We start from the raw sequence: 25,839 nt of genomic DNA on the forward strand, positions 1-25,839 counted from the left end.
TACTTTGGTTTCATTAATTGATCATAAGAATCTTTTGTTTCAACTGAATCCCTATCGGGAGTAGGCTGTTGGGCAGCAAACAAACGTCATGTCGACGCTGACGGCATAACTCAATAACTTACTAAGCTGACAGGGAATGAACATGTTGGATATCTCGCAATTCGATCAGATTAACCCGCCGGCACGCCTGCTGATGGGGCCGGGGCCGATCAACGCCGATCCGCGCGTGCTGCGCGCCATGTCGAGCCAGCTGATCGGCCAGTACGATCCGGCGATGACCGGTTACATGAATCAGGTCATGGCGCTGTACCGCGCGCTGTTCCGCACCGAAAACCGCTGGACGATGCTGGTGGACGGCACCTCGCGCGCCGGTATCGAGGCGCTGCTGGTTTCCGCCATTCGGCCGGGCGATAAGGTGCTGGTGCCGGTCTTCGGCCGTTTCGGGCATCTGCTGTGCGAGATTGCCCGCCGCTGCCGTGCCGAGGTGCACACGATCGAGGTTCCGTGGGGCGAGGTGTTCAGCGCCGATCGCATCGAAGACGCGATTAAGCGAGTGCGCCCGCGCCTGCTGCTGACGGTGCAGGGCGACACTTCCACCACTATGCTGCAGCCGCTGCATGAGCTGGGCGATATCTGTCGCCGCCACGGCGTGCTGTTCTATACCGATGCGACGGCTTCCTTCGGCGGCAATCCGCTGGAGACCGATGCCTGGGGGCTGGATGCGGTCTCCGCCGGGCTGCAGAAGTGCCTGGGCGGCCCCTCCGGCAGTTCGCCGGTCACCCTCAGCCCGCAGTTTGAAGAGGCGGTGCGCCGCCGTAAATGCGTGGAGGCGGGGATCCGCACCGCCGAGCATGCCGACGGCGACGACGAGATGATTTACTCCAACTATTTCGACATCGGCATGATCATGGATTATTGGGGACCGGAACGCCTGAATCACCATACCGAAGCCACCAGCATGCTGTTCGCAGCGCGCGAATGTGCGCGGGTGATCCTTGAAGAAGGGCTGGATCAGGCCATCGCCCGCCACCGGCTGCATGGCGCGGCGATGCTGGCGGGCATCCGGGGCATGGGGCTGGCGGTGTTCGGCGATCTCGAACACCGCATGAATAACGTGCTCGGCGTGATGATCCCGCCGCAGGTGCACGGCGAACAGGTGCGGCAGATGATGCTGAACGACTTTGCCATCGAAATCGGCACCTCGTTCGGCCCGCTGCAGGGCAAGATCTGGCGCATCGGCACCATGGGCTACAACGCGCGCAAGGATTGCGTGCTGCAAACGCTGGCGGCGCTGGAGGCGGTGTTGAACCGTCTCGGCTTCGCCAGCAAGCAGGGCGAGGCGTTGCAGGCCGCCTGGAACGTTTATGACGCAGGCAAGCGTGGATGACGCCGCTGGAGGCGCAGCAGGCTGCCGCACGGGTGATGGCGCGCTGTGACGAGCTGGCGGCGATCAGCGCGGAGCCCGGTAAATTGACGCGTCTTTATCTGTCTGCGGAACATCGGCGCGCCAACGCTCTGGTGGGTGAATGGATGCGCGAGAGCGGCATGCGGGTGTGGCAAGACAGCGTCGGTAATATCTGCGGCCGTTATGAAGGGCTCACGCCCGCTGCCCCTGCGCTGCTGCTCGGTTCGCATCTGGACACGGTGCGCAACGCCGGGCGCTATGACGGCATGCTCGGCGTGCTCACGGCGCTGGAAACGGTGACGCACTATCACCGCCAGGGGCGTCGTTTGCCGCTGGCGCTGGAGGTGATCGGTTTTGCCGACGAAGAGGGCGCGCGCTTTGGCGTCACGCTGCTCGGCAGCCGCGGGCTGACCGGCCAATGGCCGCAGGAGTGGCTGGCGCAGACGGATGCCGACGGGGTGAGCATCGCGCAGGCCATGCGCGACTTTGGGCTGGATCCGGCGGCGATCGCACAGGCGCGTCGCGCGCCAAACGAAATTCGCGCCTATCTCGAATTGCATATCGAGCAGGGGCCGTGTCTGGAGGCGGCCGATTTGGCGCTGGGCGTGGTGACGGCGATCAATGGCGCGCGCCGGCTTACCTGCACTTTCAGCGGTGAAGCGGGCCACGCCGGCACGGTGCCTATGGTGCAGCGCAAAGACGCGTTGGCGGCCGCGGCGGAATGGATAACGGCGGTCGAAACGCTGACCCGCGCCGCCGATCCGCATTTGGTGGCCACCGTGGGGTGTATTGAATGCCTGCCGGGCGCGATCAACGTGATCCCCGGCGAAGTGCGATTGACGCTCGACGTCCGCGGCCCGCAGGATGCGCAACTGGCGCCGCTGTTGACGGCGTTGCTGGCGCAGGCGCAGGCGATCTGCGTACGCCGCGGCGTGCGCTTCGCCAGCGAGGAGTTTTACCGCATTGACGCCACTGCCTGCGATAGCGAGCTGCAGCAATGCTGGCAGGCGGCCGTCGAGCAGGTACAGGGGCGCAGCCTGGCGCTGCCGAGCGGCGCCGGGCATGACGCCATCGCCGTGGCGGCGCACTGGCCGGTCGGCATGCTGTTCGTGCGTTGCGCCGGCGGCGTCAGCCATCATCCGGCCGAAGCGGTGCGGCAGGCGGACGTGGCGCTGGCGATCCAGGCCTATTGCCTGACGATCGCCGGCTGGGAAAAGGGGGAGTCAGTCTAAACGCAGAAAGCTGTCGGCGTCGCGCCAGGCCGGGAAGGCGCTGCGGTAACTCTGCAGGGTTTCCAGCGACAGCTCGGCGTCCAGCCGCGTGGCCGCGCCTGGCTCCGCATCCGCCAGGATCTCGCCCTGAGGGCTGATGATCAGGCTGTCGCCGCTGTAGCTCAGGCCGTTGGGATCGTCGCCCACCCGGTTGCAGCCCGCCACATACACCTGGTTTTCAATCGCCCGCGCCGCCAGCAGCGTTTGCCAATGGTGACTGCGCGGCGCCGGCCAGTTGGCGACGTATAGCGCCAGATCGTAATCCTGCTGATAGCGCGCCCAAACCGGGAAACGCAGGTCGTAGCAGATCTGCGGCAGGATGCGCCAGCCGCGCCATTCGAAGATTTCACGCCGGTTGCCGGCCTGGTAGTGCAGGTGTTCGCCGGCCATGCGGAACAGGTGGCGTTTGTCATAGGCGTGCACCTGGCCGCCCGGCTCGACCAGCAGGAAACGGTTGACCGCGCCCTCGTCGGTTTTCAGCGCCACGCTGCCGCCGATTAACGCGTGGCTTTTCACCGCCCAACCGTGCAGCCAGTCGATCACCTGCTGTTCGGGCAGGGCGCTCTCGCCGGCATCCATGGCGAAGCCGGTGGTGAACATCTCCGGCAAGACGATGAGATCGCGGCCGACGATCGGCGCCAGCAACGCGTCGAAGGCGGCCAGATTGGCGAGGCCGTCGCGCCAGACCAAAGGTTGCTGCAACAGGGTAATTTTTAAAGTCGACATAACCGCTCCGCAGCTGCATCCAGCGTGGCGTCCTGTTTAGCGAAGCACAGCCGGATCAATTTATGGGGGAAAGGATCGGCACAGAAGACCGACAGCGGAATGGCCGCCACGCCCACGTGCTCGGTTAACCAATGGCAGAACGCCACATCGTCCAGATCGGAGATGGCGCCGTAGTCCGCCAGCAAGAAGTATGTACCCGCGCAGGGTAAAATTTCCAGTCGGCTGCTCGCCAGCGCCTGCACAAAGCGGTCGCGTTTGGCGCGATAGAACGCCGGCAGCTGTCGCCAGTGCTCCGGCTCGGCGCGCAGACTATCCGCCAGCGCCAGCTGGGCCGGGGTATTGACCGAAAAGGTCAGGTATTGATGCACTTTGCGCACCTCGGCGCTCAGCGCGGCGGGTGCCACGCAATAGCCCACTTTCCAACCGGTCATGTGGAAGGTTTTACCGAAAGAGGACACCGCGATTGCGCGCTGGCGCAGCTGCGGGTGGGCCAGCACGCTGGCGTGGCCGCCTTTGGCGAAGCAGATGTGTTCGTAAACCTCGTCGCTGAGCACGTAGACTTCGCGTTCGGCGATAGCGTGCCACAGCTGCTGCATGTCTTCCGCCTGCCAAGCGGTGGCGGACGGGTTGTGCGGCGTGTTGACGATCACCAGGCGGGTGCGCGGCGACAGCGCGGCGGCGAACGCTGGCCAATCCACGGCAAACGCAGGCGGCTGCAGGGCGATGCGTTTGAGTATGCCGCCGGCCAACGTCACCGCCGGCGCATAGCTGTCGTAGCTGGGATCGAAACAGACCACCTCGTCGCCGGGGCGCACCAGCGCGCTGATGGCGGCGAACAGCGCTTCGGTGGCGCCGGCGGTGACAGTCACTTCGCTGCCGGCGTCCGGCTGCCAGCCATACAGCTCGGCGGTTTTGTCGGCGATGGCTTCGCGCAGCGGCGCCACGCCGGTCATCGGCGCATATTGGTTGGCGCCCTGGGCGACGTGCCAGGCCAAGCGTTCTTTCAGGTAGTCCGGGCCGTCGAAATCGGGGAAGCCCTGCGACAGGTTGATCGCCTGGTGCTGCTGCGCCAGCGCGCTCATCTGGGTAAAGATGGTGGTGCCCAGCGAGGGCAGTTTGCTTTCGGGAATCAATGCGGAAGTGCTCATAGCGGGTGAATACTCCTGGCGCTTATATTGCCGTCAATATAACACGATGCTAGTATTTGGCAATCAAGACGCTTAGATGGCTAAATGCGAAAAAGTGCTTAGCCCGCCACGCGGCAGGCCAAGCCTCATCTGCCGGCCGCCTTACCGAACGGGAAACGATAATAATGACGGAGAATCCGCAACTTACCGCATTGCTGGCGGCCTGCCACTGGATTGGCAACAAAGGCTGGTGCCCGGCGACCGGCGGCAACATGTCGCTGCGCCTGGACGAACGTCAGTGCCTGGTCACCGAGTCCGGCAAAGACAAGGGTAGCCTGAGCGCCGCCGATTTTCTGCGGGTGGATATTGCCGACAATCATGTGCCGAGCGGCCGCACGCCGTCGGCGGAGACCGGGCTGCATACGCTGCTCTATCGCCTGTCTGCGCATATCGGCGCGGTGCTGCATACCCATTCTGTCAACGCTACCGTCCTGTCGCGGGTGGAACGCGGTGATGCGCTGGTGCTGCAGGGGTACGAAATGCAGAAGTCGCTGGCCGGCCAGCGCAGCCACCTGGACAGCGTGGCGATCCCCATTTTCGACAACGATCAGGATATCCCTCGGCTGGCGGCGCGCGTGGCAGCCTATGCCGAGGCCACGCCGCTGCAATACGGCTTTCTGGTGCGCGGCCACGGTCTGTATTGCTGGGGAAGCCAGGTGGCGGAAGCTCGCCGCCATCTTGAAGGGCTGGAATTCTTGTTCCAGTGTGAACTGCAACGCCGTTTACTGGAGGCGAAATGATCCGCGCCATCGTGACTGATATAGAAGGCACCACCAGCGATATTCGCTTCGTGCATCAGGTACTGTTTCCTTACGCCCGCGAACGGCTGGCGGATTTTGTGCGCCGCCATGCCGCTGAGAGCGAAGTCGCCGCACCGCTGGCGGCGCTGCGTGCTGAAATTGGCCAACCGCAGGCCGATCTAGACGTGCTGATCGCCGCGCTGTACCGCTTTATGGATGAAGACCGCAAATCCACCGCACTCAAGGCGCTGCAGGGCATCATCTGGCGCAGCGGCTACCGCGAGGGTGATTTCCGCGGGCATCTGTATCCGGAAGTCGCCGGGCAGTTGGCCGCCTGGCAGCGGCAAGGGGTGAAGCTCTACGTCTATTCCTCCGGTTCGGTGGAGGCGCAGAAGCTGCTGTTCGGCCACAGCGACGCGGGCGATCTGCAGCCGCTGTTCAGTGGCTATTTCGATACGCACGTCGGCGCCAAGCGTGAAACCGCGTCGTACCGCAACATCGCGCAGGCTATCGGCATCGCGCCCGACGAGCTGCTGTTTTTGTCCGACATCCGCCAGGAGCTGGATGCGGCGCAGGCCGCCGGCTGGCATACCTGCCAGCTGATCCGCGATGAGGCGGACGTGCAGAGCCGACATCCGCAGGTTAACCGTTTTGATCGTATCGATTTAGGGGAGTTCGTCTCATGAGTGGATTGACCATTTTCAGCGATACAGCGCCGCAGCAACCGCTGTGGCAGAGCCGTGATGCGCAGGAGATCCAGCGGCAGTTGGCGCAGATCGGCGTGCGCTTTGAGCGCTGGCAGGCGGATCGCGAGCTGGGCGACAACCCGCAGCCGGAGGCGGTGATCGCCGCCTACCAGCATGAAATAGACCGACTGGTGGCGGAAAAGGGTTACCAGAGCTGGGACGTGATCAGCATGCGGCCGGACCATGAGCAGCGCCAGGCACTGCGTGAAAAATTCCTGTCCGAACATACGCACGGCGAAGATGAAGTACGCTTTTTCGTCGAAGGCGCAGGGCTGTTTTGCCTGCATCTGGACGGCAAGATCTTCCAGATCCTGTGCGAAAAGAACGATCTGATCTCGGTGCCGGCCAACATCCGGCACTGGTTCGATATGGGATCGGCCCCGCATTTCACCGCGATCCGGGTGTTCGACAACCCGGAAGGCTGGGTGGCGCATTTCACCGGCGACAAGATCGCCGATGCTTATCCGCGTTTGGACTGAGTGCCGATGGGCGGGCGTTAACCCAACGCCCGCTGGAAAATCCCCGCTTCAACCTGCTGCGGCGTAATCACGCCGCTGTCGAATATCCATCCGCTGATGAGCTTCGCCGGCGTGACGTCGAACGCCGGATTGTAGACCGGCGCATCGTTCGGCGCCCACTGGCAGGCGCCGAAGCTACCTGAAACGCCGGTGACTTCGGCCGCCGCGCGCTGCTCGATCGGGATGGCTGCGCCGTCCGGGCAGTGCGGATCGTGGGTGGTGTGCGGGGCGGCCACGTAGAACGGGATGCCGTGATAGTGCGCCAGCACCGCCAGGCTGTAGGTGCCAATCTTGTTGGCGACGTCGCCGTTGGCGGCGATGCGATCCGCGCCGACCCATACCGCATCGACCTGGCCCTGCGCCATCAGGCTGGCGGCCATCGAATCGCAGATCAGGCGATAGGGAATGCCCAGCTCGCCCAATTCCCAGGCGGTCAGACGACCGCCCTGCAGCAGCGGCCGGGTTTCATCGACCCATACCTGTTGCACTTTGCCCTGCCGGTGGGCGTGCAGCAGCACGCCGATGGCGGTGCCGACGCCGGCGGTGGCCAATCCGCCTGTATTGCAGTGGGTCAGCAGGCGGCTGCCGGGCTTGACCAGCCCAGCGCCGTGATCGGCGATGCGATCGCACAATCGGCGATCCTCTTCCACCAGCCGCAGCGCTTCGTTCACCATCGCCGGCACCCAATCAGGCTCCGCCAGCGCCAGCTTCATGCGATCCAGATTATTCATCAGGTTGACCGCCGTCGGGCGAGCGGCGCGCAGCGTGTGCAGCGCCTGTTCCAGCTCGGCGCGCGGCAGACCGCGTTCCGCCAGCAGCGCCAGCAGCAGGCTGGCGGACAGCCCGATCAGCGGCGCGCCGCGCACCCGCAGGCTGTGAATGTGTCCGACCAGTTCCTCCACGCTGTCGCAGGCGCGCCACCGCTTTTCCTGCGGCAGGGCTTGCTGATCGAGGATCCAAAGGCGGTTGTCCTGCAGGGTCAAACTGGTGGTGTTAAGCGCTTGCATCGGCGGTTAATTCCTTGTTGCGTGGTTATTGCATCTGAAACGCTATTCTGCCAACATGACTTCCAGATGTATAGACGTCCAAATGCTTTTACGTCTAAATAAACAGAATCGCTGGGGTCAGTGAGAGAGAACAGAGGGGTTGGGGAATGTCGCTTTATCGTACGTTTACGGCTGCCGATGCCGTTGAATATGCCCGCCAATACGGGCAGGTGGCCGATCCGCAGGCGCTGGTGAGCGCCGACGAGATCGGTGACGGCAACCTGAACCTGGTGTTCAAGATCCGCGATCGCGAAGGCGTGAGCCGGGTGATCGTCAAACAGGCGCTGCCCTACGTGCGCTGCGTGGGCGAATCCTGGCCGCTGACGCTGGATCGGGCGCGCATCGAAGCGGAAACGCTGCGGGTTCACGGCGGTTTCTGCCCGCGGCATACGGTAAAAGTCTTGCATCACGATCCCGAATTGGCGGTGATGGTGCAGGAAGATCTCTCCGATCATCGCATCTGGCGCAGTGAGCTGGTACAGGGCAACTATCACCCGCTGGCGGCCGGGCAGTTGGCGGAATACCTGGCGCAGACGCTGTTCCACACCTCCGATTTTTATCAGTCGGCGCAGCAGAAGAAGGCGGAAGTCAGACGTTTCACTAACCCCGAACTGTGCCAGATCACCGAAGACCTGTTCTTTACCGATCCCTATATCGACCATGAGCGCAATCAGTTCGAGGTGGCGCTGTTGCCGCAGGTGCAGGCGCTGCGCGAGGATGCGCCGCTGAAGCTGGCGGTCGCCGGCCTGAAACATCGCTTTCTCAGCAAGGCGGAGGCGCTGTTGCACGGCGATATTCACAGCGGTTCGATCTTCGTGGCGGAAGGCCGGTTGAAAGCGATCGACGCCGAATTCGGCTTCTACGGCCCGATCGGTTTCGATATCGGTACTGCGTTAGGCAACCTGCTGCTCAACTATTGCGGGCTGCCGGGGCTGTTCGGGCCGCGCGACGCCGCCGCCGGGCGCGAGCAGCGCCTGCAGGATGTGCGCGAGCTGTGGCTGATCTTCGCCGATCGCTTTTTGGCTTTGTGCCATCAGCAAAGCCGGGATGCGGCGCTGGCGACGCCGGGTTACGCCGAGCTGTTCCTGCAACAGGTCTGGACCGATGCGGTCGGGTACTGCGGCACCGAACTGATTCGGCGCACCATCGGTCTGGCGCACGTCGCCGATCTGGACAGCATCGCCAACGCTGATATGCGCCTCGACTGTCAGCGCCATGCGCTGGGATTGGGGCGCACGCTGATCGTCAATGCGCCGCAGATCGAGCATATTGACGCCCTGTTGGCGCGCATTCGTCAGCAGGGCTAAAAAGGCGGATGCTCGTGGATCTTGCCTGACACCATCAGCCAACGGGCGGGGCGAACCCCGCCGTTGGGTTGCCTTACCGTTCGGATTCGTAAGCCAAAGTGGCCGCAACCTCCGAGTCTCCCAGCCTGATGCGCAGTTCGCACAGCGAACCGCGGGTTAGCCAGATGAACGCGATCAGCGTCATACAGACGATCACCAGTTTAAGTACGACCCGTTTTTGCTGCATTTTTGACCTCCCTATCCTTGCCTTGCGGCGGGTAAGAGGCTAACCTGATGTTGTTGGGCATCAGAGTGGCCTCGGGTTGATAATATCGACTCGGGGCCTTTCTCTTTCTCTCCTTTGCCAAGGCTCCGGACAGAAAGATCCAGAGCACCCGTCGCGCAGTCTACTCGAACTTCCTTCCCGTGAAATCCGCCGTTGCGCCAACCTGCGGCGCGGTGCGCAGTTTGTCATGAAAGCAAAAGAAAAAGGGGCGATGATGATCGCCCCTTGGATGCGTGAAGTGAACGTTAAGCCGCTTCGGTTTGCTGTTGGCGCTTAGACTGCGCCGCCGGCTTTTCCGGCTTGGCGGCCGCCAGCGCATCCGGCGCAAAGTCGTCCACGTTGATGGAGCGCAGGCGGCTCTCTTCGGCTTTCACCAGGATCTTCGCCTCGTCGGCGCTGATCTTGCCTTCTTCCAGCGCGCGCTCCGCCAAACGATCCAGGCGGGTGAACGGCAGGTTTTTGCCGGCCGCCTTGCACAGACGCTCGTGAATCGGCTCGGCGGCCATCACGTCGGCCAGCGCCGCTTCCAGCAGGCCGATTGGATTATGCTCGCTCGGCGTCAGGTACTGACCGCGCCCCAGACGGCTGCGGGTGGCGGAAGGCACCTGCAGGATCTTGGCCAACTGGTGATCCAGACGGTCGGACGGTGCGGTATGCACGCGGCCAAACGGGAAGACCACGAAGCGCAGCGCGCCGGCGATAAAGCGGTTCGGGAAGTTGCGCAGCAGATCATCCAGCGCCTGTTCGGCTTTATGCAGGCTGTCTTGCACGCCCCAATGCACCAGCGGCAGATCTTCTTTCTGACGGCCTTCGTCGTCAAAGCGTTTCAGCACGGCGGAAGCCAAATACATCTGGCTGAGGATGTCCCCCAGGCGAGCGGAGATGCGCTCGCGGCGCTTCAGGCTGCCGCCCAGCACGCCCATGGAAACGTCCGACAGCAACGCCAGGTTGGCGCTCAGGCGGTTCAACTGCTGATAGTAACGACGGGTCGCGTCCTTGGTCGGCGTGGCGCTGGTGCGGCCGTTGGTCAGACCCAGCCAGAAGCTGCGTACCTTGTTGCTGCCGACGTGGCCCAGATGGCCGAACAGCGATTTATCGAAGGCGTTCAGATCGTTGTTCTGCGCCGCCGCCATTTCATCCAGCACATAAGGATGGCAGCGGATCGCGCCCTGGCCGAAGATCATCATGGTGCGAGTCAGGATGTTCGCGCCTTCCACCGTAATGGCGATCGGTGCGCCCTGATAGGCACGAGCCAGGAAGTTGGATTCGCCCAGCATGATGCCTTTACCGCCGGCGATGTCCATGGCGTCAACGATCGACTGCTGGCCGCGGTGCGTACAGTGGTATTTGACGATGGCCGACAGCACGGCCGGCTTCTCGCCCTGCACCAGCGCATAGGTGATCAGCGAAGCGGCGGCGTCCATCACATAGGTGTTGCCGGCGATGCGCGCCAACGGCTCTTCGATGCCTTCCATCTTGCCGATGGAGATCTTGAACTGACGGCGAATGTGCGCGTAGGCGCCGGTCGCCAGGGCGATGGATTTCAGGCTGCCGGTAGAGTTGGACGGCAGGGTGATGCCGCGACCTACCGACAGACACTCAACCAGCATCCGCCAGCCCTGGCCGGCCATTTTCGGGCCGCCGATAATGTAATCGATCGGGACGAACACGTCGGTGCCGCGGGTCGGGCCGTTCTGGAACGGCACGTTCAGCGGGAAGTGGCGGTTGCCGATTTCCACGCCCGGCGTGCTGGTCGGGATCAGCGCGCAGGTGATGCCCGGGGATTCGTTGTCGCTCAGCAGGCGGTTCGGGTCATGCAGTTTGAACGCCAGGCCCAGTACGGTGGCGACCGGCGCCAGCGTGATGTAGCGCTTGTTCCAGGTCAGGCGCATGCCCAGCACCTGCTTGCCTTGCCATTCGCCCATGCACACGGTGCCCACGTCCGGAATGGCGCCGGCATCGGAACCCGCTTCCGGGCTGGTCAGCGCGAAGCAAGGGATCTCGTCGCCGCGCGCCAGGCCCGGCAGATAGTGGTTTTTCTGTTCTTCGGTACCGTAGTGCTGCAGCAGTTCGCCCGGGCCGAGGGAGTTCGGCACGCCAACGGTGATCGCCAGGATGCCGGAAACGCCGGCCAGTTTTTGCAGCACCATCGCCTGAGCATAAGGAGAGAATTCCAGACCTCCGTACTCTTTCTTGATGATCATCGCGAAGAAACGGTGTTCTTTCAGGTATGCCCAGAGTTCAGGCGGCAGATCGGCCAGTTCGTGGGTGATCTGGAAGTCGTTGGCCATGCGGCAGGCTTCTTCCACCGGGCCGTCGATAAACGCCTGCTCTTCTTCCGTCAGGCGCGGTTTCGGGTAGCTGTGCAGCTTGTTCCAGTCCGGCGCGCCGCGGAACAGATCGCCTTCCCACCAGGTGGTACCGGCGTCGATCGCTTCCTTCTCGGTGGTGGACATCGGCGGCATCACCTTGCGGAAGGCGCGCAGCGCCGGCGCGGAGAGCAGGGAACGGCGCACAGAGGAAAGGTTCAGCGGCAGCAGCACGATAGCCAGCGGCAGCAACAGCCAGAAGCTCCACAGGCCGATAGCGCCCATGGCGGCGGTGTACGCCACCAGGATCAGGCTGCTGAGGGTAAGGTTCACTCGGTGGTAGAACACCACGCCGAGGAGAGCCAGGAAAACGACGATACTAAGAACCATCATAAGAAGCTCCGAAGTAGTAAGAGGTCTGACCTGTTGTGTGTATGTAATAGGTTTTAGTACAAGGCAGAATTTTTATCAATGCGTTTACAGTTTAATTACAACTCAGGTCACAAACTGACAGCACCAATCATCAAAAACCTCTCCGCTTCCTTAACCGGCGCGCTGTTTGGCTGAGAATGCTTCTCGCTGTTTCCGCGATCCGGTACACTGCGGAGCGGAAGATTTGACGATAACAAGAGGTTCCTCATGTACCACGACCTTATTCGCAGTGAACTGAACGAAGCGGCTGATACCCTGGCGAAATTTATCAATGACGACGCCAACATCGACGCCATCCAACGCGCCGCGGTGCTGCTGGCGGATTCCTTCAAAGCCGGCGGTAAAGTGATTTCCTGCGGCAACGGCGGTTCCCATTGCGACGCGATGCACTTCGCCGAAGAGCTGACTGGCCGCTACCGTGAAAACCGCCCGGGCTACCCGGCGATTGCCATCTCGGACGTGAGCCACCTGTCCTGCGTCAGCAACGACTTCGGCTATGAGTACGTGTTCTCTCGCTATGTGGAAGCGGTAGGCCGCGAAGGCGACGTGCTGCTGGGCATTTCCACCTCCGGCAATTCCGGCAACATCATCAAGGCCATCGACGCGGCGCGCGCCAAGGGGATGAAAGTGATCACCCTGACCGGCAAGGACGGCGGCAAGATGGCGGGTTCCGCCGATGTGGAAATTCGCGTGCCGCACTTCGGCTACGCCGACCGCATTCAGGAAATCCACATTAAAGCGATTCACATCTTGATTCAGCTGATCGAAAAAGAGATGGTTAAGGCTTGATAGCCTGCGGGGAGCTGCGGCTCCCCATGAATAAGACGGCGGGCGCCGCATGCTGCGCCCGCACAGCCTGTGTCAGTGTGGTTAAGGAGTGCTGGCGATGTGTGAACTGCTCGGGATGAGCGCAAACGTACCGACCGATATCTGCTTCAGCTTTACCGGCCTGGTACAGCGCGGCGGCCGCACCGGGCCGCATAAGGATGGCTGGGGCATTACCTTCTATGAAGGGAACGGCTGCCGCACATTCAAGGATCCGCAGCCGAGCTTCAACTCGCCGATCGCCCGCCTGGTGCAGGACTATCCGATCAAGTCCTGCGCGGTGGTGTCCCATATTCGCCAGGCCAATCGCGGCGAGGTGGCGCTGGAAAACACCCACCCGTTCACCCGCGAACTGTGGGGCCGCAACTGGACCTACGCGCACAACGGCCAATTGAAAGGCTATCGTCAGCTGGATACCGGCACGTTTCGCCCGGTCGGCCAGACCGACAGCGAATACGCGTTCTGCTGGCTGCTGCATCAGCTGGCGCTGAAATACCCGCGCACCCCGAGCCAATGGCCGGCGGTTTTCCGCTATATCGGCCTGTTGGCGAGCCAGCTGCGCAAGAAGGGGGTGTTCAACATGCTGTTGTCGGACGGGCGCTTCGTGATGGCCTATTGTTCCACCAACCTGTATTGGATCACGCGCCGCGCGCCGTTCGGCAAGGCGACGCTGCTCGATCAGGACGTGGAAATCGATTTTCAGCAGCAGACCACACCGAACGATGTGGTCACGGTGATCGCCACCCAACCGCTGACCGCCAACGAAACCTGGCACAAGATTGAGCCAGGCGAGTTCGCGTTATTTCACTTCGGTGAGCGGCTTGTTCTGAGCGAAGGGATTGGTGTTGGGCGTCGGGCTGGCTGACGCGTACTGCGTCATCATGCCGCCGCTGCTCATCAACGGTTGACCCAAGACGTACTGGCCATTGACCACGCCCATTGTCGGCGGCTGGTGGTTCTTCGCGAAGTAATCGTAGCCCGGCTTCAGCTGGCGCCAGAAGGCGATATAGCTGGATGACGCATGGCGCTTGAGGTTTTGCTCGGTCATGCGGAACGGGTAAATGCTGATGTTGACGCGGCTTTGGCCATAGGCGAAGGCGGCTTCGACGTAGCGATAGATCTCGTCCATATAGGTGTTGGTCATCGCGTAACAGCCAATCGATTTACATTCGCCGTGGATCATCAGATAAGCGCCGGAATAGCCCTGCGACTTATCGTAATCATTAGGGAAACCGATATTGATCGCCCGATAATACTTGCTGTCGGGTTTCAGATGGCGCGCGTCAACGCTATAAAAGCCTTCCGGACTTTTAAAGTCGCCTTCACGGCGTTTAGGACCCAGCCCGCCGGAGAAATTACAGATCGGGAACGTGTTGACCAGGCGGAATTCATTGCCCATTTTGGCATACAATTCCAGCTTGCGTTCCTCTTTGAAGATCTGAATATAGACCGGCGAACCCAATAATTGCTGTTTAACTACCGGCGCTTCGGGTACCTGCTCGCTGGCGCTGCAGGCCGTGATCATCGGCATAGAAACAAGCATCGCAAACAACAGCGCGATTTTGCTCATTATTATTCCTGCTTATATTTATTTGCCGGCGCAATGACGTTGGTCGGCATGCCACTGATATTGTTTTTACTGCTGCAAAACACCGCCAGATTACCAGCGCGTTTATTTTTAGCAATACGTGATATGTATAAAAAAACGACAAAGCTCGATAAAAGTGAAATGACCGGCAGATTTTAACGATAAGTAGTGAAAAACAGGCGAAATTTAATTGCGTTTGCTTGACCCAAGTCACGACGGAACGCAGAACAATGTTGCGAACAATGTTAATATTCCCCCTTCAATTTAACGCGCTGTGGCGATTGAAGCGGCAGGAGTTATGGCATATAACCCGGCCATTTTGATGGTTATTTGGCTACAGGCCGTTAACATATCGACCGTCGCGCTAACAACGGAAAGGGGGAATCAAGGGAATGCGCGTTACCCCAGTTTTTCACTGCGAGAAAGTTCATGTTGGGCGTGCCGTCATGCGCACTGCCCGGCAATCCTGGCATCGTCAGCACCCGCCTCTGGGGCCGGGCAGACGTGTAAACCAAACTACATCGTATAAATCCTATGATTAAGATCAGAAAAGGGTTAGATCTGCCGATAGCCGGAGCCCCGGTTCAGGCGATCCAAGACGGCCCGAACATTCAGCATGTTGCCCTGCTTGGGGAAGAGTATGTCGGAATGCGTCCCTCCATGCTGGTGCAGGAAGGCGATACCGTTAAGAAAGGCCAGGCGTTGTTCGAAGATAAGAAAAACCCCGGGGTTTTCTTCACGGCTCCCGCCAGCGGCCGCATCGCCGCGATTAACCGCGGCGAGCGGCGCGTATTGCAATCGGTGGTGATTGCGCTGGAAAACGGCGGCGATGACCAGCTCGAGTTTGCGCATTACCCGCTGGGTGAACTGGCCCAGTTGCCGCGCGAACAGGTCGAGAGCGAACTGATCGCCAGCGGCCTGTGGACCGCGCTGCGCACCCGCCCGTTCAGCAAAACGCCGAGCCCCGGCAGCGAACCGCGCGCCATTTTCGTCACCGCGATGGATACCCGGCCGTTGGCCGCCGATCCGCAGGTGATCATCGCCGAACAGCAGGCGGCGTTCAACGCCGGGCTGGTGGTGTTGGCGCGCCTGACGGCGGGCAAGGTGCACGTATGCCACGCCGCCGGCGCCTCAGTTGGCCAGCAGAGCGGCCCGCAGATCGCCTACAGCGAATTCACCGGCCCGCATCCCGCCGGGCTGGTGGGCACCCACATTCACTTCCTCGAACCGGTCAGCCTGAAGAAAACCGTTTGGCACATTGGCTATCAGGACGTCATCGCCATCGGCACGCTGTTCACCACCGGTCAGCTCGATACCCGCCGGGTCGTGGCGATGGCCGGGCCGCAGGTGGCGCAGCCGGCGCTGCTGCGCACCCGCCTGGGGGCCAGCCTCGAGGAGCTGACCGCCGGCCGCCTGAAAAACGGCGAGAATCGGGTGATCTCAGGTTCGGTGCTGAACGGCATGCACGCCACCGGGCCGAACGCCTGGCTCGGCCGCTTCCACTCGCAGGTGTCGGTGCTGGAAGAAGGGCGCGACAAAGAGCTGTTCGGTTGGATCGTGCCTTCGCCGAACAAGTTCTCCATTACCCGCACCACGCTGGGCCACTTCCTGAAGAACAAACTGTTCGCCTTCTCGACCACCACTAACGGCGGCGAACGCGCCATGGTGCCGATCGGCAACTACGAGCGGGTGATGCCGCTGGATATTTTGCCGACGCTGCTGCTGCGCGATCTGCTGGCGGGCGACAGCGACAGCGCGCAGGCGCTGGGCTGTCTGGAGCTGGACGAGGAAGATCTGGCGCTGTGCACCTTCGTTTGCCCCGGCAAGTATGAGTACGCGCCGGTGCTGCGCGAGGTGCTGACCAAGATTGAGCAGGAAGGATAACCGATGGGCCTGAAGAATTATTTTGAGAAGATAGAGCATCACTTCACGCCGGGCGGCAAACTGGAAAAGTGGTACCCGCTGTATGAAGCGACTACCACGGTGTTTTACACCCCCGGCACGGTGACGCGCGGCGCTTCGCACGTGCGCGACGCCATCGATTTGAAACGCATGATGATCCTGGTGTGGCTGGCGGTGTTCCCGGCGATGTTCTGGGGCATGTACAACGTCGGCCAACAGGCGATCCCGGCGCTGCACCATCTGTACAGCGGCGACGAGCTGCAACAGGTGCTGGCGGGCGACTGGCATTATCGCCTGGCGCAGTGGCTCGGCGCCTCGCTGGCGGCCGACGCCGGCTGGGTCAGCAAGATGGTGCTGGGCGCCTGTTACTTCCTGCCGATCTACGCCGTGGTGTTTGTCGTCGGCGGTTTCTGGGAAGTGCTGTTCGCCATTATCCGCAAGCATGAGGTCAACGAAGGCTTCTTCGTCACCTCTATCCTGTTCGCGCTGATCGTGCCGCCGACCCTGCCGCTGTGGCAGGCCGCGCTGGGCATCACCTTCGGCGTGGTGGTGGCCAAAGAGATCTTCGGCGGCACCGGGCGCAACTTCCTCAACCCGGCGTTGGCCGGCCGCGCCTTCCTGTTCTTCGCCTATCCGGCGCAGATCTCCGGCGATCTGGTGTGGACTTCCGCGGATGGTTTCTCCGGCGCGACGCCGCTGGCGCAGTGGAGCGCAGGCGGGGCGCACAGCCTGAGCAACGTGGCTACCGGCCAGTCCATCAGCTGGATGGACGCCTTCCTCGGCAACATTCCCGGCTCCGTCGGTGAAGTCTCCACGCTGATGATCCTGATCGGCGGGGCGATTATCCTGTTCGGCCGCGTGGCTTCCTGGCGCATCGTCGCCGGCGTGATGCTCGGCATGGTGGCTTCCGCTCTGTTGTTCAACGCCATCGGTTCCGATACCAACCCGATGTTCGCCATGCCGTGGTACTGGCATCTGGTGCTGGGCGGTTTCGCCTTCGGCATGATCTTTATGGCGACCGACCCGGTTTCCGCCTCCTTCACCAACAAGGGGAAATGGTGGTACGGCATTCTGATCGGCGTGATGTGCGTGCTGATCCGGGTGGTCAACCCCGCCTATCCGGAAGGCATGATGCTGGCGATCCTGTTCGCCAACCTGTTCGCACCGCTGTTCGATTATCTGGTGGTGCAGGCCAACATCAAGCGGAGAAAAGCCCGTGGCGAATGAAGCGAAAAACGACGGCATCGGTAAAACGCTGCTGGTAGTGCTGCTGCTGTGTCTGGTGTGTTCAGTGGTGGTGGCGGGCTCCGCCGTCGGCCTGAAGTCCAAACAGCAGGAGCAAAAGCTGCTCGACAAGCAGCGCAATATTCTCGATGTAGCCGGCCTGTTGCAGCCGAAAATGGAGAGCGAGCAGGTCAAACGCCTGTACAGCGAGCGCATCGAACCGCGCCTGGTGGATCTGAACAGCGGCGAGTTTGTCGCCGGCAAGGCGGCGGCGTTCGATCTGGGCGCCGCGCTGCGCGACGATGCCAAAAGCGTGGCGCTGGCGGCGGGCGACGATCCGGCCGGCATCAAGCGCCGCAGCAACCAGGCGGAAATCTACCTGGTGCGCGACGAAAGCGGCCAGGTGAACAAGATTGTGCTGCCGGTATACGGCACCGGTCTGTGGTCGATGATGTACGCCTTCGTGGCGCTGGATAACGACGGCAACACGGTCAAGGGCATCACCTACTACGACCAGGGGGAAACCCCGGGGCTGGGCGGCGAGGTCGAGAACCCGTCCTGGCGCCAGCAGTGGGTCGGCAAACAGCTGTTCGACGACAACGGCCAGCCGGCGATCCGCGTGGTGAAAGGCGGCGCGCGTCAGGGGGATGTGCATGGGGTGGACGGCCTGTCCGGCGCTACGCTGACCTCCAACGGCGTGCAGCATACGTTTGATTTCTGGTTGGGCGAGCACGGCTTCGGCCCGTTCCTGAAAAAAGTTCGTGAAGGAGCGCTGAAAAATGGCTGATTCCAAAGAGATAAAGCGGGTCCTGCTGGGGCCGCTGTTCGACAATAACCCGATCGCCCTGCAGGTGTTGGGCGTCTGTTCTGCGTTGGCGGTGACCACCAAGCTGGAGACGGCGGTGGTGATGACCATTGCGGTGACGCTGGTCACGGCGTTCTCCAGCTTCTTCATCTCGCTGATCCGTCACCATATTCCCAACAGCGTGCGCATTATCGTGCAGATGGCGATCATCGCCTCGCTGGTGATCGTGGTCGATCAGCTGCTGCGCGCCTACGCGTTCGAGATCTCCAAGCAGCTGTCGGTGTTCGTTGGACTCATTATCACCAACTGTATCGTGATGGGGCGCGCCGAGGCCTATGCCATGAAGTCGCCGCCGATCGAGAGCTTTATGGACGGCATCGGCAACGGGCTGGGCTACGGGGTGATCCTGGTGCTGGTCGGTTTCCTGCGCGAGCTGATTGGCTCCGGCAAGCTGTTCGGCGTCCCGGTGCTGGAAACGGTGCAGAACGGCGGCTGGTTCCAGCCGAACGGCCTGTTCCTGCTGGCGCCGAGCGCGTTCTTCATCATCGGCCTGCTGATCTGGGTGCTGCGCACCCTGAAGCCGGCGCAGATCGAAAAGGAGTAAAGGCCGATGGAACACTATATCAGCCTGTTTGTGCGCGCGGTGTTCGTCGAGAACATGGCGCTGGCGTTCTTCCTCGGGATGTGTACCTTCCTGGCGGTCTCGAAGAAGGTCTCGACCGCCTTTGGCCTGGGCATCGCGGTGACCATCGTGCTCGGCATTTCGGTGCCGGTGAACAACCTGGTCTACAACCTGATCCTGCGCGACGGCGCGCTGGTGGAAGGCGTCGATCTGAGCTTCCTCAACTTCATCACCTTCATCGGCGTGATCGCGGCGCTGGTGCAGATTTTGGAGATGATCCTCGATCGCTTCTTCCCGTCGCTGTATAACGCGCTCGGCATCTTCCTGCCGCTCATCACCGTGAACTGCGCCATCTTCGGCGGTGTGTCCTTCATGGTGCAGCGCGACTACAACTTCGCCGAATCGGTGGTGTACGGCTTCGGCTCCGGCACCGGCTGGATGCTGGCGATCGTCGCCATGGCGGGGATCCGCGAGAAACTCAAGTATGCCAACGTGCCGGCGGGACTGCGCGGCCTGGGCATTACCTTTATCACCACCGGACTGATGGCGCTGGGCTTCATGTCCTTCTCCGGTGTTCAGTTGTAAAGGCGGGAAGAATTTATGGAAATTATTTTAGGCGTAGCAATGTTCACCACCATCGTGATGGTGCTGGTGTTGCTGATCCTGTTCGCCAAATCGAAGCTGGTGAACACCGGCGACATCGCGGTGGAGATCAACGGCGATCTGGATAAGAGCTTCCATGCGCCGGCGGGCGACAAGCTGCTCAACGTGCTCTCCAGCCAGGGGATCTTCGTCTCCTCGGCCTGCGGCGGCGGCGGTTCCTGCGGCCAGTGCCGGGTGGTGATCAAAGAGGGCGGCGGCGATATCCTGCCGACCGAGCTCTCGCACATCAACAAGCGCGAAGCGAAAGAGGGTTGCCGCCTGGCGTGCCAGGTGAACGTGAAGCAGAACCTGAAGATCGAGCTGCCGGAAGAGATCTTCGGCGTGAAGAAATGGGAGTGCGAGGTTATCTCCAACGATAACAAAGCCACCTTTATCAAAGAGCTGAAGCTGAAGATCCCGGATGGCGAAGACGTGCCGTTCCGCGCGGGCGGCTTCATCCAGATCGAAGCGCCGGCGCACGATATCAGCTACGCCGACTTCGACGTGCCGCAGGAGTATCGCGGCGACTGGGACAAGTTCAATCTGTTCCGCTACCGCTCGACGGTGAACGACACCACGGTGCGCGCCTACTCGATGGCCAACTACCCGGAAGAGAAGGGCATCATCATGCTCAACGTGCGTATCGCCACGCCGCCGCCGAACAACCCGGACGTGCCGCCGGGCATCATGTCTTCCTATATCTGGTCGCTGAAGGCGGGTGACAAGGTGACCATCTCCGGGCCGTTCGGGGAGTTCTTCGCCAAGGACACCGACGCCGAAATGATCTTCATCGGCGGCGGCGCGGGCATGGCGCCGATGCGCTCGCACATCTTCGATCAGCTCAAGCGCCTGAACTCGAAGCGCAAGATCACCTTCTGGTACGGCGCGCGCTCGCTGCGCGAGATGTTCTATGAAGACGACTTCAACCAGCTGCAGGCGGAGAACGAAAACTTCACCTGGCACGTGGCGCTGTCGGATCCGCAGCCGGAAGATAACTGGACCGGCTACACCGGCTTTATCCATAATGTTCTGCTGGAGAACTATCTGAGGAATCACCCGGCGCCGGAGGACTGCGAGTTTTACATGTGCGGGCCGCCGATGATGAACGCCGCGGTGATCAAGATGCTCAAAGATCTGGGCGTCGAAGACGAGAACATCATGCTGGATGACTTTGGTGGCTAAATGCGCGCACTGGCGATGAAGAACTGGCTGACGGGCGTGGCGCTGAGCGCCACCCTGCTGCTGACCGGCTGCGGGCCGGAACAGGTGGACCTGACGGGTAAAACCATGGGCACCTCGTATTCGATCCGTTACGTGGCCGGCGACGATACGCCGTCGGCGCGCGAGATGCAGGCGGAGATCGACAAACGGCTGGAACAGGTGAACGACCAGATGTCCACTTACCGGCCGGACTCCGAGCTGAGCCGCTTCAACGCCAGCCGCGACATTGACCGGCCGTTCCCGGTTTCGCCGGCGACCGCCAAGGTGGTGCGCGAAGCGCTGCGCATCAACCGCGTGACCGATGGCGCGCTGGACGTGACCGTCGGGCCGCTGGTCAACCTGTGGGGCTTCGGCCCGGAAGGGCGGCCGGATAAAGTGCCGAGCGAGGCGGAGCTGGCGCATCGCCGCGCCTGGACCGGCGCCGAAAAACTGTCGGTGCAGGGCAGCGCGCTGGTGAAAAGCATCCCCGAGCTGTATGTCGACCTGTCGTCGATCGCCAAAGGGTACGGCGTGGACGTGGTGGCGGAGTACCTGCAATCGCAACACGTGAAAGACTACATGGTGGATATCGGCGGTGAAGTTCGCACCCGCGGGCGCAACGGCGAGCAAAAGCCGTGGCGTATCGCCATCGAGCGCCCGACCGCCGGTACGCAGCAGCAGGCGCAGCTGGTGATCCAGCCGGGTGAGATGTCGATCGCCACCTCGGGTGACTATCGCAACTACTTCGAGCAGGACGGGGTGCGCTATTCGCATACCATCGATCCGATCACCGGCCGGCCGATCAACCACCGTTTGGTGTCGATCACCGTGCTGAGCCCGGCCTGCATGACCGCCGACGGCCTGTCCACCGGCCTGAACGTGATGGGGCCGGAGCGCGGCATGGCGTTGGCCAATCTGCTCGGCATTCCGGTGTTCATGATCGTGAAAACCACCGACGGGTTTGAGGAGCGCTATTCCGACGCGTTCAAACCCTATATGAAAAAGCGTTCGTGAGGTTGCTATGTTGACGGTATTCGCCGCCACCTTCGTGTTGTTCCTGCTGATCGTCGGCGGGATGTCTTTGGGTTACGTGTTCAAACGCAAAAGCCTGCAGGGCAGCTGCGGCGGCATCACCGCATTGGGGATGGAGAAAGTCTGCGACTGCCCGGAGCCTTGCGATGCGCGCAAAAAGCGCGAAGCCAAAGCGGCACAGCGGCGCGAGCAGCTGGACAAGCACCGCATTCTGTAGCTGTAGCGAAAACCCGGCCTTGGCCGGGTTTTTTACTTCGCCTTGCGGAAGCTTTTGGCCTCGGCCGGTGAGTTGACCATCACGCCGTCGGCGCCCAGCGCCAGCGCCTGCTGATAATCCTGCGGCGAGTTGACGCCGAACAGGATGATGTGCGCCGGGCCCTGCGAGCGGAAACAGTCCATCGACTCTTTATCCCAGGTCAGAAACGCCTTCGAACGCCCTTCGCCGAGGGTATATTTCTCCACCACTTCCACCTCGCGCTTCAGCTCCAGCCCGTACCAGCGCGGCTGGCGGTTGTCCGGTTTGACATCGCACTGGTGCGCCATGGTGACGTTGGCCAGCAGCGTGCGGGTCTCGTCGCGGCTTTCGAAGCGCGGGATGGCCGGCGGCAGCGCCTGCAGGTATTTGGCGTCGGTGGAGTAGACGCGGATGCGGTTCAGGCTGTCGGTGCTTTCCAGCGTCGCCAGCAGCGCCCGGCCAAACTGCGCCGGATCGGCGTCCGGGGATTTGATGTCCAGATAGAAAGTCACGCGCGGAAAGGCCTTCAACACCTCATCCAGCCGCGGAATGCCGATGCCCTGGCCGCGGAACGGGTGCGCATCCCCCTTGGCGAAAGCCCAGCCGGCGTCGATCTCGGCCAGCTGCGCGGCGGTATAGGCAGAGACCGGGCCCTGTCGGTTGGTCAACATTTTCAGATCCGAAGGGCGATACAGCACGATGACGCCGTCTTTGGATTCTTGCAGGGTGATCCAGATGGCGTCGACGCCGTTTTTCAACGCGGTTTCGATGGCGATGCGGGTGTTTTCCGGCGCATCGGCGGTGCCGCCGCGGTGGGCGACGATCGCCGGCGCGTGACCGGCGGCGGCGCTGGCCGCCAGCGCGCTCAGCGACAGCGCGGAAGCCAGCAGCAAATGAGAAAATCTGATCATGTAGGGTACCTTTTCGTTGTCGTTGTGGTGAGCCGCACGGGATGGCGGAAATCATACTATTGAAAAATTAAGCTTTTTTAACAACGCGGAAATATCTGGCGGAAACGGCGCTTTCGTCGAACCCTGCGGCCTTGAGCTTTCGGTATCTGACTGTATACTTATACAGTGTTAATGGAGGGTGCGATGCGTAAAATCATTCATGTCGATATGGACTGTTTCTTCGCGGCGGTGGAAATGCGCGACGATCCCAGCCTGCGCGATATCCCGCTGGCGATTGGCGGCAGCGCCGATCGGCGCGGGGTGATCAGCACCGCCAACTACCCGGCGCGGCGCTACGGCGTGCACAGCGCCATGTCCACGGCGATGGCGCTCAAGCTGTGCCCGCACCTCACCCTGCTGCCGGGGCGCATAGCGGCCTACAAAGAGGCCTCGCTGCACATCCGTGAAATCTTCGCCCGCTATACGCCGCTGATCGAGCCGCTGTCGCTCGACGAGGCCTACCTCGACGTGACCGACAGCCCGCAATGCAACGGTTCGGCGACGCTGATCGCCCAGGAGATCCGCCAGGCGATCGCCGACGAGCTGAACCTCACCGCGTCGGCCGGCGTCGCGCCTATCAAGTTTCTCGCCAAAATCGCCTCCGAGATGAACAAGCCGAACGGGCAGTACGTGATCACGCCGGCGCAGGTGCCGGCGTTTTTGCAGCAGCTGCCGCTCAGCAAGATCCCCGGCGTCGGCAAGGTGACCGCCAAGCGCCTGGAAGAGGTGGGGCTTATCACCTGCGCCGACGTGCAGCAATACGATTTGGCGCAGTTGCTCAAGCGCTTCGGCAAGTTCGGCCGGGTGCTGTGGGAGCGGTGTCAGGGCATCGATCGGCGCGAAATCTCTCCTGAGCGGCTGCGCAAATCGGTGGGGGTGGAGCGCACGCTGGCGGAAGACATTCACGACTGGGAAGACTGCGAAACGCTGATTATCGACAAACTCTATCCCGAGCTGGAGATGCGGCTGCGCAAGGTGAAGCCGGATCTGCACATCGCCCGGCAGGGCGTGAAGCTGAAGTTTCAGGATTTTCAGCAAACCACCCAGGAGCACGTGTTCCCGGTGCTGAACCGGCAGGATTTGCTGGAGGTGGCGCGGCAGGCGTGGCGCGAGCGGCGCGAAGGGCGCGGCGTGCGGCTGGTGGGGCTGCACGTGACGCTGCTCGATCCGCAGCTGGAGCGGCAGCTGGCGCTGCCTTGGGAATAAAAAAGCCGGCAAGTCGCCGGCTTTTTGCGTTAAGCGCGCGGCTTATGCGCGCTCAGGGATCGCTTTCAGCAGCGAGGTCAGCAGCTTCCAGTACAGACCGACGCTTTCGATATGCACTTGCTCATCCGGCGAGTGCGGGCCGGTGATGGTTGGCCCGATCGATACCATGTCCATGTTTGGATACGGCTTTTTGAACAGACCGCATTCCAGGCCGGCGTGGATCACCATGATGTTCGGCGTCTTGTCGAACAGCTCCTGATACAGCTCGCGCACCAGGTGCATCACCGGCGAGTCGGCGTCCGGCTGCCAGCCCGGGTAGCCGCCCTTCGGCGCCACCTTGGCGCCGGCCAGCTGGCCCAGCGCGGTCAGCATCTCGACCACGTAGTCTTTGCCGCTGTCGATAAGGGAGCGGATCAGGCAGATGATTTCCGCTTCGTTTTCGCTGGTGGTGACCACCCCGACGTTCAGCGAGGTTTCCACCACGCCTTTTACCGCATCGCTCATGCGGATCACGCCGTTCGGCGTGCCGTTCAGCAGCGCCAGGAAGCGCTGCTGGCTGTCGGCGCTCAGCGCCTGCCAAGCGCTGGTGGTCGGCTCCAGCAGCACGGTGATGTTCTTCTCTTTGGCGGAGAGTTCGTTCTGCAGCACCGCCAGGAACTCCTGGCTCAGCGCTTTCAGCGCGTCGGCCTTGTCCGCCGGCACCGCAACCACCGCAGAGGCTTCACGCGGGATGGCGTTGCGCAAGGTGCCGCCGTTTAGATCCAGCACGCGCAGGTTCAGCGCCGCCGCATGGGCGAACAGGAAGCGCGCCAGCAGCTTGTTGGCGTTGCCCAGACCGACGTGGATCTCGGCGCCGGAGTGGCCGCCTTTCAGGCCCTTGAGGGTCAGCTTCAGGGTTTGATAACCGGCCGGCACCGCTTCGCGCTGCAGCGGCAGGGTAGTGATGAAGTCGATACCGCCGGCGCAACCCATGTAGATTTCGCCTTCTTCTTCGGAGTCGGTATTGATCAGGATGTCCGCCTGCAGCCAGTTCGGCTGCAGCCCGAAGGCGCCGTCCATGCCGGCCTCTTCGGTCATGGTCAGCAGCACTTCCAGCGGGCCGTGCTCAACGCTGTCGTCGGCCAGCACCGCCAGGGCGGAGGCCATGCCGATGCCGTTGTCGGCGCCCAGCGTGGTGCCGCGCGCTTTCACCCACTCGCCGGCGATATAAGGCTGGATCGGATCCTTGGCGAAATCGTGCACGGTGTCGTTATTCTTTTGCGGCACCATGTCCAGGTGCGCCTGCAGCGCGACCGGCTTGCGATTTTCCATGCCTTTGGTGGCCGGCTTGCGCAGCAGGATATTGCCGACCCGATCGCGCTCGGCGTGCAGGTTCTTTTCTTTGGCCCAGGTGAGGATGTGCTGCGCCAGCGCTTCTTCATGATAAGAAGGGTGCGGGATAGAACAGATCTTGGCGAAAATATCCCACAGCGGCTGTGGCGAAAGCTGAGACAATTCAGACACTATAAGTCTCCTGTGACGGCAGGCTCCGACAGGACGGGCGTGCCGCGCGGTTAAGGTGAGCGGGTATCTGTGCGTCGTGGCACAATCACCAGAGAATATCACTTTATTTCCGGCGGTGCGCGCACCGTATTGTGCGGTTTAAGCGCTTGATCA

25 protein-coding genes are annotated in these 25,839 nt (G+C 61.9%); 17 read left to right on the top strand and 8 right to left on the bottom strand.

Going from position 1 to position 25,839, the window contains the following annotated elements; genetic code table 11:
• The first annotated feature begins 142 nt into the window (after positions 1-142).
• The gene (locus tag ACJ8MK_RS23790) at positions 143-1,387 is read left to right on the top strand and encodes a pyridoxal-phosphate-dependent aminotransferase family protein (RefSeq protein ID WP_442518089.1); all 1,245 of its coding nucleotides are present in this window, start codon (positions 143-145) and stop codon (positions 1,385-1,387) included.
• On the top strand, positions 1,384-2,637 hold the full coding sequence (gene hpxK, locus ACJ8MK_RS23795) for an allantoate amidohydrolase (RefSeq protein ID WP_197807314.1): 1,254 nt from the start codon (positions 1,384-1,386) through the stop codon (positions 2,635-2,637). Before ACJ8MK_RS23790 ends, hpxK begins: the two co-directional genes overlap by 4 nt.
• On the opposite strand, the gene ACJ8MK_RS23800 is transcribed toward hpxK, so the two are convergent.
• Positions 2,629-3,402: an amidohydrolase gene (locus ACJ8MK_RS23800; RefSeq protein ID WP_047569199.1), complete on the bottom strand. Its 774-nt coding sequence runs from the start codon at positions 3,400-3,402 to the stop codon at positions 2,629-2,631. The two genes, hpxK and ACJ8MK_RS23800, sit on opposite strands and share 9 nt — an antisense overlap.
• Complete coding sequence (locus ACJ8MK_RS23805) at positions 3,390-4,550, bottom strand: pyridoxal phosphate-dependent aminotransferase (RefSeq protein ID WP_033649917.1); 1,161 nt, start codon at positions 4,548-4,550, stop codon at positions 3,390-3,392. Before ACJ8MK_RS23805 ends, ACJ8MK_RS23800 begins: the two co-directional genes overlap by 13 nt.
• 164 nt (positions 4,551-4,714) lie before the next feature.
• Between ACJ8MK_RS23805 and ACJ8MK_RS23810 the strand changes: the two genes are divergently transcribed.
• Genes ACJ8MK_RS23810 through ACJ8MK_RS23820 form a run of 3 tightly spaced genes read left to right on the top strand, consistent with a single transcriptional unit; the run spans position 4,715 to position 6,554 of the window.
• Complete coding sequence (locus ACJ8MK_RS23810; protein WP_048321291.1) at positions 4,715-5,329, top strand: methylthioribulose 1-phosphate dehydratase; 615 nt, start codon at positions 4,715-4,717, stop codon at positions 5,327-5,329.
• The gene (mtnC, locus tag ACJ8MK_RS23815; protein ID WP_033653343.1) at positions 5,326-6,015 is read left to right on the top strand and encodes an acireductone synthase; all 690 of its coding nucleotides are present in this window, start codon (positions 5,326-5,328) and stop codon (positions 6,013-6,015) included. The genes ACJ8MK_RS23810 and mtnC overlap by 4 nt, the downstream gene beginning before the upstream one ends.
• Positions 6,012-6,554 carry a 1,2-dihydroxy-3-keto-5-methylthiopentene dioxygenase gene (locus ACJ8MK_RS23820; RefSeq protein ID WP_033649920.1) on the top strand — a complete coding sequence of 181 codons (543 nt, stop codon included), beginning with the start codon at positions 6,012-6,014 and terminating at the stop codon, positions 6,552-6,554. Before mtnC ends, ACJ8MK_RS23820 begins: the two co-directional genes overlap by 4 nt.
• A gap of 17 nt (positions 6,555-6,571) precedes the next feature.
• Here the strand turns inward: ACJ8MK_RS23820 and mtnA are convergent, their stop codons facing one another.
• Positions 6,572-7,600 carry an S-methyl-5-thioribose-1-phosphate isomerase gene (gene mtnA / locus ACJ8MK_RS23825; RefSeq protein ID WP_172904955.1) on the bottom strand — a complete coding sequence of 343 codons (1,029 nt, stop codon included), beginning with the start codon at positions 7,598-7,600 and terminating at the stop codon, positions 6,572-6,574.
• A 146-nt stretch (positions 7,601-7,746) separates the two neighbouring features.
• Between mtnA and mtnK the strand changes: the two genes are divergently transcribed.
• Entirely contained in the window at positions 7,747-8,946 is a 1,200-nt protein-coding gene (gene mtnK / locus ACJ8MK_RS23830) for an S-methyl-5-thioribose kinase (protein WP_074027412.1), read from the top strand.
• Between the two features lie 73 nt (positions 8,947-9,019).
• Here mtnK and ACJ8MK_RS23835 read toward each other — a convergent pair whose 3' ends face one another.
• A complete protein-coding gene (locus tag ACJ8MK_RS23835; RefSeq protein WP_004930217.1) occupies positions 9,020-9,172 on the bottom strand; it encodes a Hok/Gef family protein in 153 nt (50 codons plus the stop codon).
• A 284-nt stretch (positions 9,173-9,456) separates the two neighbouring features.
• Positions 9,457-11,913: an acyl-CoA dehydrogenase FadE gene (fadE, locus tag ACJ8MK_RS23840; RefSeq protein WP_033637204.1), complete on the bottom strand. Its 2,457-nt coding sequence runs from the start codon at positions 11,911-11,913 to the stop codon at positions 9,457-9,459.
• 246 nt (positions 11,914-12,159) lie between these two features.
• Here fadE and lpcA point away from each other — a divergent pair, with 246 nt between their 5' ends.
• Both lpcA and ACJ8MK_RS23850 read left to right on the top strand, forming a co-directional pair.
• On the top strand, positions 12,160-12,741 hold the full coding sequence (gene lpcA / locus ACJ8MK_RS23845) for a D-sedoheptulose 7-phosphate isomerase (RefSeq protein ID WP_004930220.1): 582 nt from the start codon (positions 12,160-12,162) through the stop codon (positions 12,739-12,741).
• 97 nt (positions 12,742-12,838) lie between these two features.
• Positions 12,839-13,642 carry a class II glutamine amidotransferase gene (locus tag ACJ8MK_RS23850; protein WP_019454310.1) on the top strand — a complete coding sequence of 268 codons (804 nt, stop codon included), beginning with the start codon at positions 12,839-12,841 and terminating at the stop codon, positions 13,640-13,642.
• On the opposite strand, the gene dpaA is transcribed toward ACJ8MK_RS23850, so the two are convergent.
• The gene (gene dpaA, locus ACJ8MK_RS23855) at positions 13,577-14,347 is read right to left on the bottom strand and encodes a peptidoglycan meso-diaminopimelic acid protein amidase (RefSeq protein ID WP_033637205.1); all 771 of its coding nucleotides are present in this window, start codon (positions 14,345-14,347) and stop codon (positions 13,577-13,579) included. The genes ACJ8MK_RS23850 and dpaA overlap by 66 nt on opposite strands.
• A 552-nt stretch (positions 14,348-14,899) precedes the next feature.
• Between dpaA and ACJ8MK_RS23860 the strand changes: the two genes are divergently transcribed.
• From ACJ8MK_RS23860 to nqrM, 8 genes are read left to right on the top strand one after another with little or no spacing between them, the layout of a single operon-like run.
• Positions 14,900-16,249, top strand: coding sequence for a Na(+)-translocating NADH-quinone reductase subunit A (locus ACJ8MK_RS23860; RefSeq protein WP_308414496.1), 1,350 nt, complete (start codon positions 14,900-14,902; stop codon positions 16,247-16,249).
• Positions 16,250-16,252: 3 nt separating this feature from the next.
• On the top strand, positions 16,253-17,494 hold the full coding sequence (locus tag ACJ8MK_RS23865; protein ID WP_033637208.1) for an NADH:ubiquinone reductase (Na(+)-transporting) subunit B: 1,242 nt from the start codon (positions 16,253-16,255) through the stop codon (positions 17,492-17,494).
• Positions 17,484-18,278 carry a Na(+)-translocating NADH-quinone reductase subunit C gene (locus ACJ8MK_RS23870; protein WP_015376731.1) on the top strand — a complete coding sequence of 265 codons (795 nt, stop codon included), beginning with the start codon at positions 17,484-17,486 and terminating at the stop codon, positions 18,276-18,278. Before ACJ8MK_RS23865 ends, ACJ8MK_RS23870 begins: the two co-directional genes overlap by 11 nt.
• Positions 18,271-18,900, top strand: coding sequence for an NADH:ubiquinone reductase (Na(+)-transporting) subunit D (locus ACJ8MK_RS23875; RefSeq protein ID WP_033653338.1), 630 nt, complete (start codon positions 18,271-18,273; stop codon positions 18,898-18,900). The genes ACJ8MK_RS23870 and ACJ8MK_RS23875 overlap by 8 nt, the downstream gene beginning before the upstream one ends.
• 6 nt (positions 18,901-18,906) lie before the next feature.
• Complete coding sequence (gene nqrE / locus ACJ8MK_RS23880; RefSeq protein WP_004930235.1) at positions 18,907-19,503, top strand: NADH:ubiquinone reductase (Na(+)-transporting) subunit E; 597 nt, start codon at positions 18,907-18,909, stop codon at positions 19,501-19,503.
• Between the two features lie 15 nt (positions 19,504-19,518).
• Complete coding sequence (gene nqrF / locus ACJ8MK_RS23885) at positions 19,519-20,742, top strand: NADH:ubiquinone reductase (Na(+)-transporting) subunit F (RefSeq protein ID WP_043135532.1); 1,224 nt, start codon at positions 19,519-19,521, stop codon at positions 20,740-20,742.
• Positions 20,743-21,774: an FAD:protein FMN transferase gene (locus tag ACJ8MK_RS23890; protein WP_103774567.1), complete on the top strand. Its 1,032-nt coding sequence runs from the start codon at positions 20,743-20,745 to the stop codon at positions 21,772-21,774.
• Between the two features lie 7 nt (positions 21,775-21,781).
• Positions 21,782-22,009, top strand: coding sequence for a (Na+)-NQR maturation NqrM (gene nqrM / locus ACJ8MK_RS23895; RefSeq protein ID WP_004930244.1), 228 nt, complete (start codon positions 21,782-21,784; stop codon positions 22,007-22,009).
• 32 nt (positions 22,010-22,041) lie between these two features.
• On the opposite strand, the gene ACJ8MK_RS23900 is transcribed toward nqrM, so the two are convergent.
• The gene (locus ACJ8MK_RS23900; RefSeq protein ID WP_442518090.1) at positions 22,042-22,938 is read right to left on the bottom strand and encodes a glycerophosphodiester phosphodiesterase family protein; all 897 of its coding nucleotides are present in this window, start codon (positions 22,936-22,938) and stop codon (positions 22,042-22,044) included.
• 183 nt (positions 22,939-23,121) lie between these two features.
• Here ACJ8MK_RS23900 and dinB point away from each other — a divergent pair, with 183 nt between their 5' ends.
• On the top strand, positions 23,122-24,183 hold the full coding sequence (gene dinB / locus ACJ8MK_RS23905; protein ID WP_033653334.1) for a DNA polymerase IV: 1,062 nt from the start codon (positions 23,122-23,124) through the stop codon (positions 24,181-24,183).
• 42 nt (positions 24,184-24,225) lie between these two features.
• Here dinB and pepD read toward each other — a convergent pair whose 3' ends face one another.
• Entirely contained in the window at positions 24,226-25,686 is a 1,461-nt protein-coding gene (gene pepD / locus ACJ8MK_RS23910) for a beta-Ala-His dipeptidase (RefSeq protein WP_197839152.1), read from the bottom strand.
• Between the last annotated feature and the right edge of the window lie 153 nt (positions 25,687-25,839).

The sequence above is a fragment of the Serratia sp. CY38905 genome (assembly GCF_052168875.1).
GTDB lineage: Bacteria > Pseudomonadota > Gammaproteobacteria > Enterobacterales > Enterobacteriaceae > Serratia > Serratia sarumanii.

What these genes read in the sequence shown, in the direction of transcription:
- ACJ8MK_RS23790 (WP_442518089.1), top strand. Translation starts at nt 143, where the DNA reads ATGTTGGATATCTCGCAATTCGATCAGATTAACCCGCCGGCACGCCTG.
- hpxK (WP_197807314.1), top strand. Translation starts at nt 1,384, where the DNA reads ATGACGCCGCTGGAGGCGCAGCAGGCTGCCGCACGGGTGATGGCGCGC.
- ACJ8MK_RS23800 (WP_047569199.1), bottom strand. Translation starts at nt 3,402, where the DNA reads ATGTCGACTTTAAAAATTACCCTGTTGCAGCAACCTTTGGTCTGGCGC.
- ACJ8MK_RS23805 (WP_033649917.1), bottom strand. Translation starts at nt 4,550, where the DNA reads ATGAGCACTTCCGCATTGATTCCCGAAAGCAAACTGCCCTCGCTGGGC.
- ACJ8MK_RS23810 (WP_048321291.1), top strand. Translation starts at nt 4,715, where the DNA reads ATGACGGAGAATCCGCAACTTACCGCATTGCTGGCGGCCTGCCACTGG.
- mtnC (WP_033653343.1), top strand. Translation starts at nt 5,326, where the DNA reads ATGATCCGCGCCATCGTGACTGATATAGAAGGCACCACCAGCGATATT.
- ACJ8MK_RS23820 (WP_033649920.1), top strand. Translation starts at nt 6,012, where the DNA reads ATGAGTGGATTGACCATTTTCAGCGATACAGCGCCGCAGCAACCGCTG.
- mtnA (WP_172904955.1), bottom strand. Translation starts at nt 7,600, where the DNA reads ATGCAAGCGCTTAACACCACCAGTTTGACCCTGCAGGACAACCGCCTT.
- mtnK (WP_074027412.1), top strand. Translation starts at nt 7,747, where the DNA reads ATGTCGCTTTATCGTACGTTTACGGCTGCCGATGCCGTTGAATATGCC.
- ACJ8MK_RS23835 (WP_004930217.1), bottom strand. Translation starts at nt 9,172, where the DNA reads ATGCAGCAAAAACGGGTCGTACTTAAACTGGTGATCGTCTGTATGACG.
- fadE (WP_033637204.1), bottom strand. Translation starts at nt 11,913, where the DNA reads ATGATGGTTCTTAGTATCGTCGTTTTCCTGGCTCTCCTCGGCGTGGTG.
- lpcA (WP_004930220.1), top strand. Translation starts at nt 12,160, where the DNA reads ATGTACCACGACCTTATTCGCAGTGAACTGAACGAAGCGGCTGATACC.
- ACJ8MK_RS23850 (WP_019454310.1), top strand. Translation starts at nt 12,839, where the DNA reads ATGTGTGAACTGCTCGGGATGAGCGCAAACGTACCGACCGATATCTGC.
- dpaA (WP_033637205.1), bottom strand. Translation starts at nt 14,347, where the DNA reads ATGAGCAAAATCGCGCTGTTGTTTGCGATGCTTGTTTCTATGCCGATG.
- ACJ8MK_RS23860 (WP_308414496.1), top strand. Translation starts at nt 14,900, where the DNA reads ATGATTAAGATCAGAAAAGGGTTAGATCTGCCGATAGCCGGAGCCCCG.
- ACJ8MK_RS23865 (WP_033637208.1), top strand. Translation starts at nt 16,253, where the DNA reads ATGGGCCTGAAGAATTATTTTGAGAAGATAGAGCATCACTTCACGCCG.
- ACJ8MK_RS23875 (WP_033653338.1), top strand. Translation starts at nt 18,271, where the DNA reads ATGGCTGATTCCAAAGAGATAAAGCGGGTCCTGCTGGGGCCGCTGTTC.
- nqrE (WP_004930235.1), top strand. Translation starts at nt 18,907, where the DNA reads ATGGAACACTATATCAGCCTGTTTGTGCGCGCGGTGTTCGTCGAGAAC.
- nqrF (WP_043135532.1), top strand. Translation starts at nt 19,519, where the DNA reads ATGGAAATTATTTTAGGCGTAGCAATGTTCACCACCATCGTGATGGTG.
- ACJ8MK_RS23890 (WP_103774567.1), top strand. Translation starts at nt 20,743, where the DNA reads ATGCGCGCACTGGCGATGAAGAACTGGCTGACGGGCGTGGCGCTGAGC.
- nqrM (WP_004930244.1), top strand. Translation starts at nt 21,782, where the DNA reads ATGTTGACGGTATTCGCCGCCACCTTCGTGTTGTTCCTGCTGATCGTC.
- ACJ8MK_RS23900 (WP_442518090.1), bottom strand. Translation starts at nt 22,938, where the DNA reads ATGATCAGATTTTCTCATTTGCTGCTGGCTTCCGCGCTGTCGCTGAGC.
- dinB (WP_033653334.1), top strand. Translation starts at nt 23,122, where the DNA reads ATGCGTAAAATCATTCATGTCGATATGGACTGTTTCTTCGCGGCGGTG.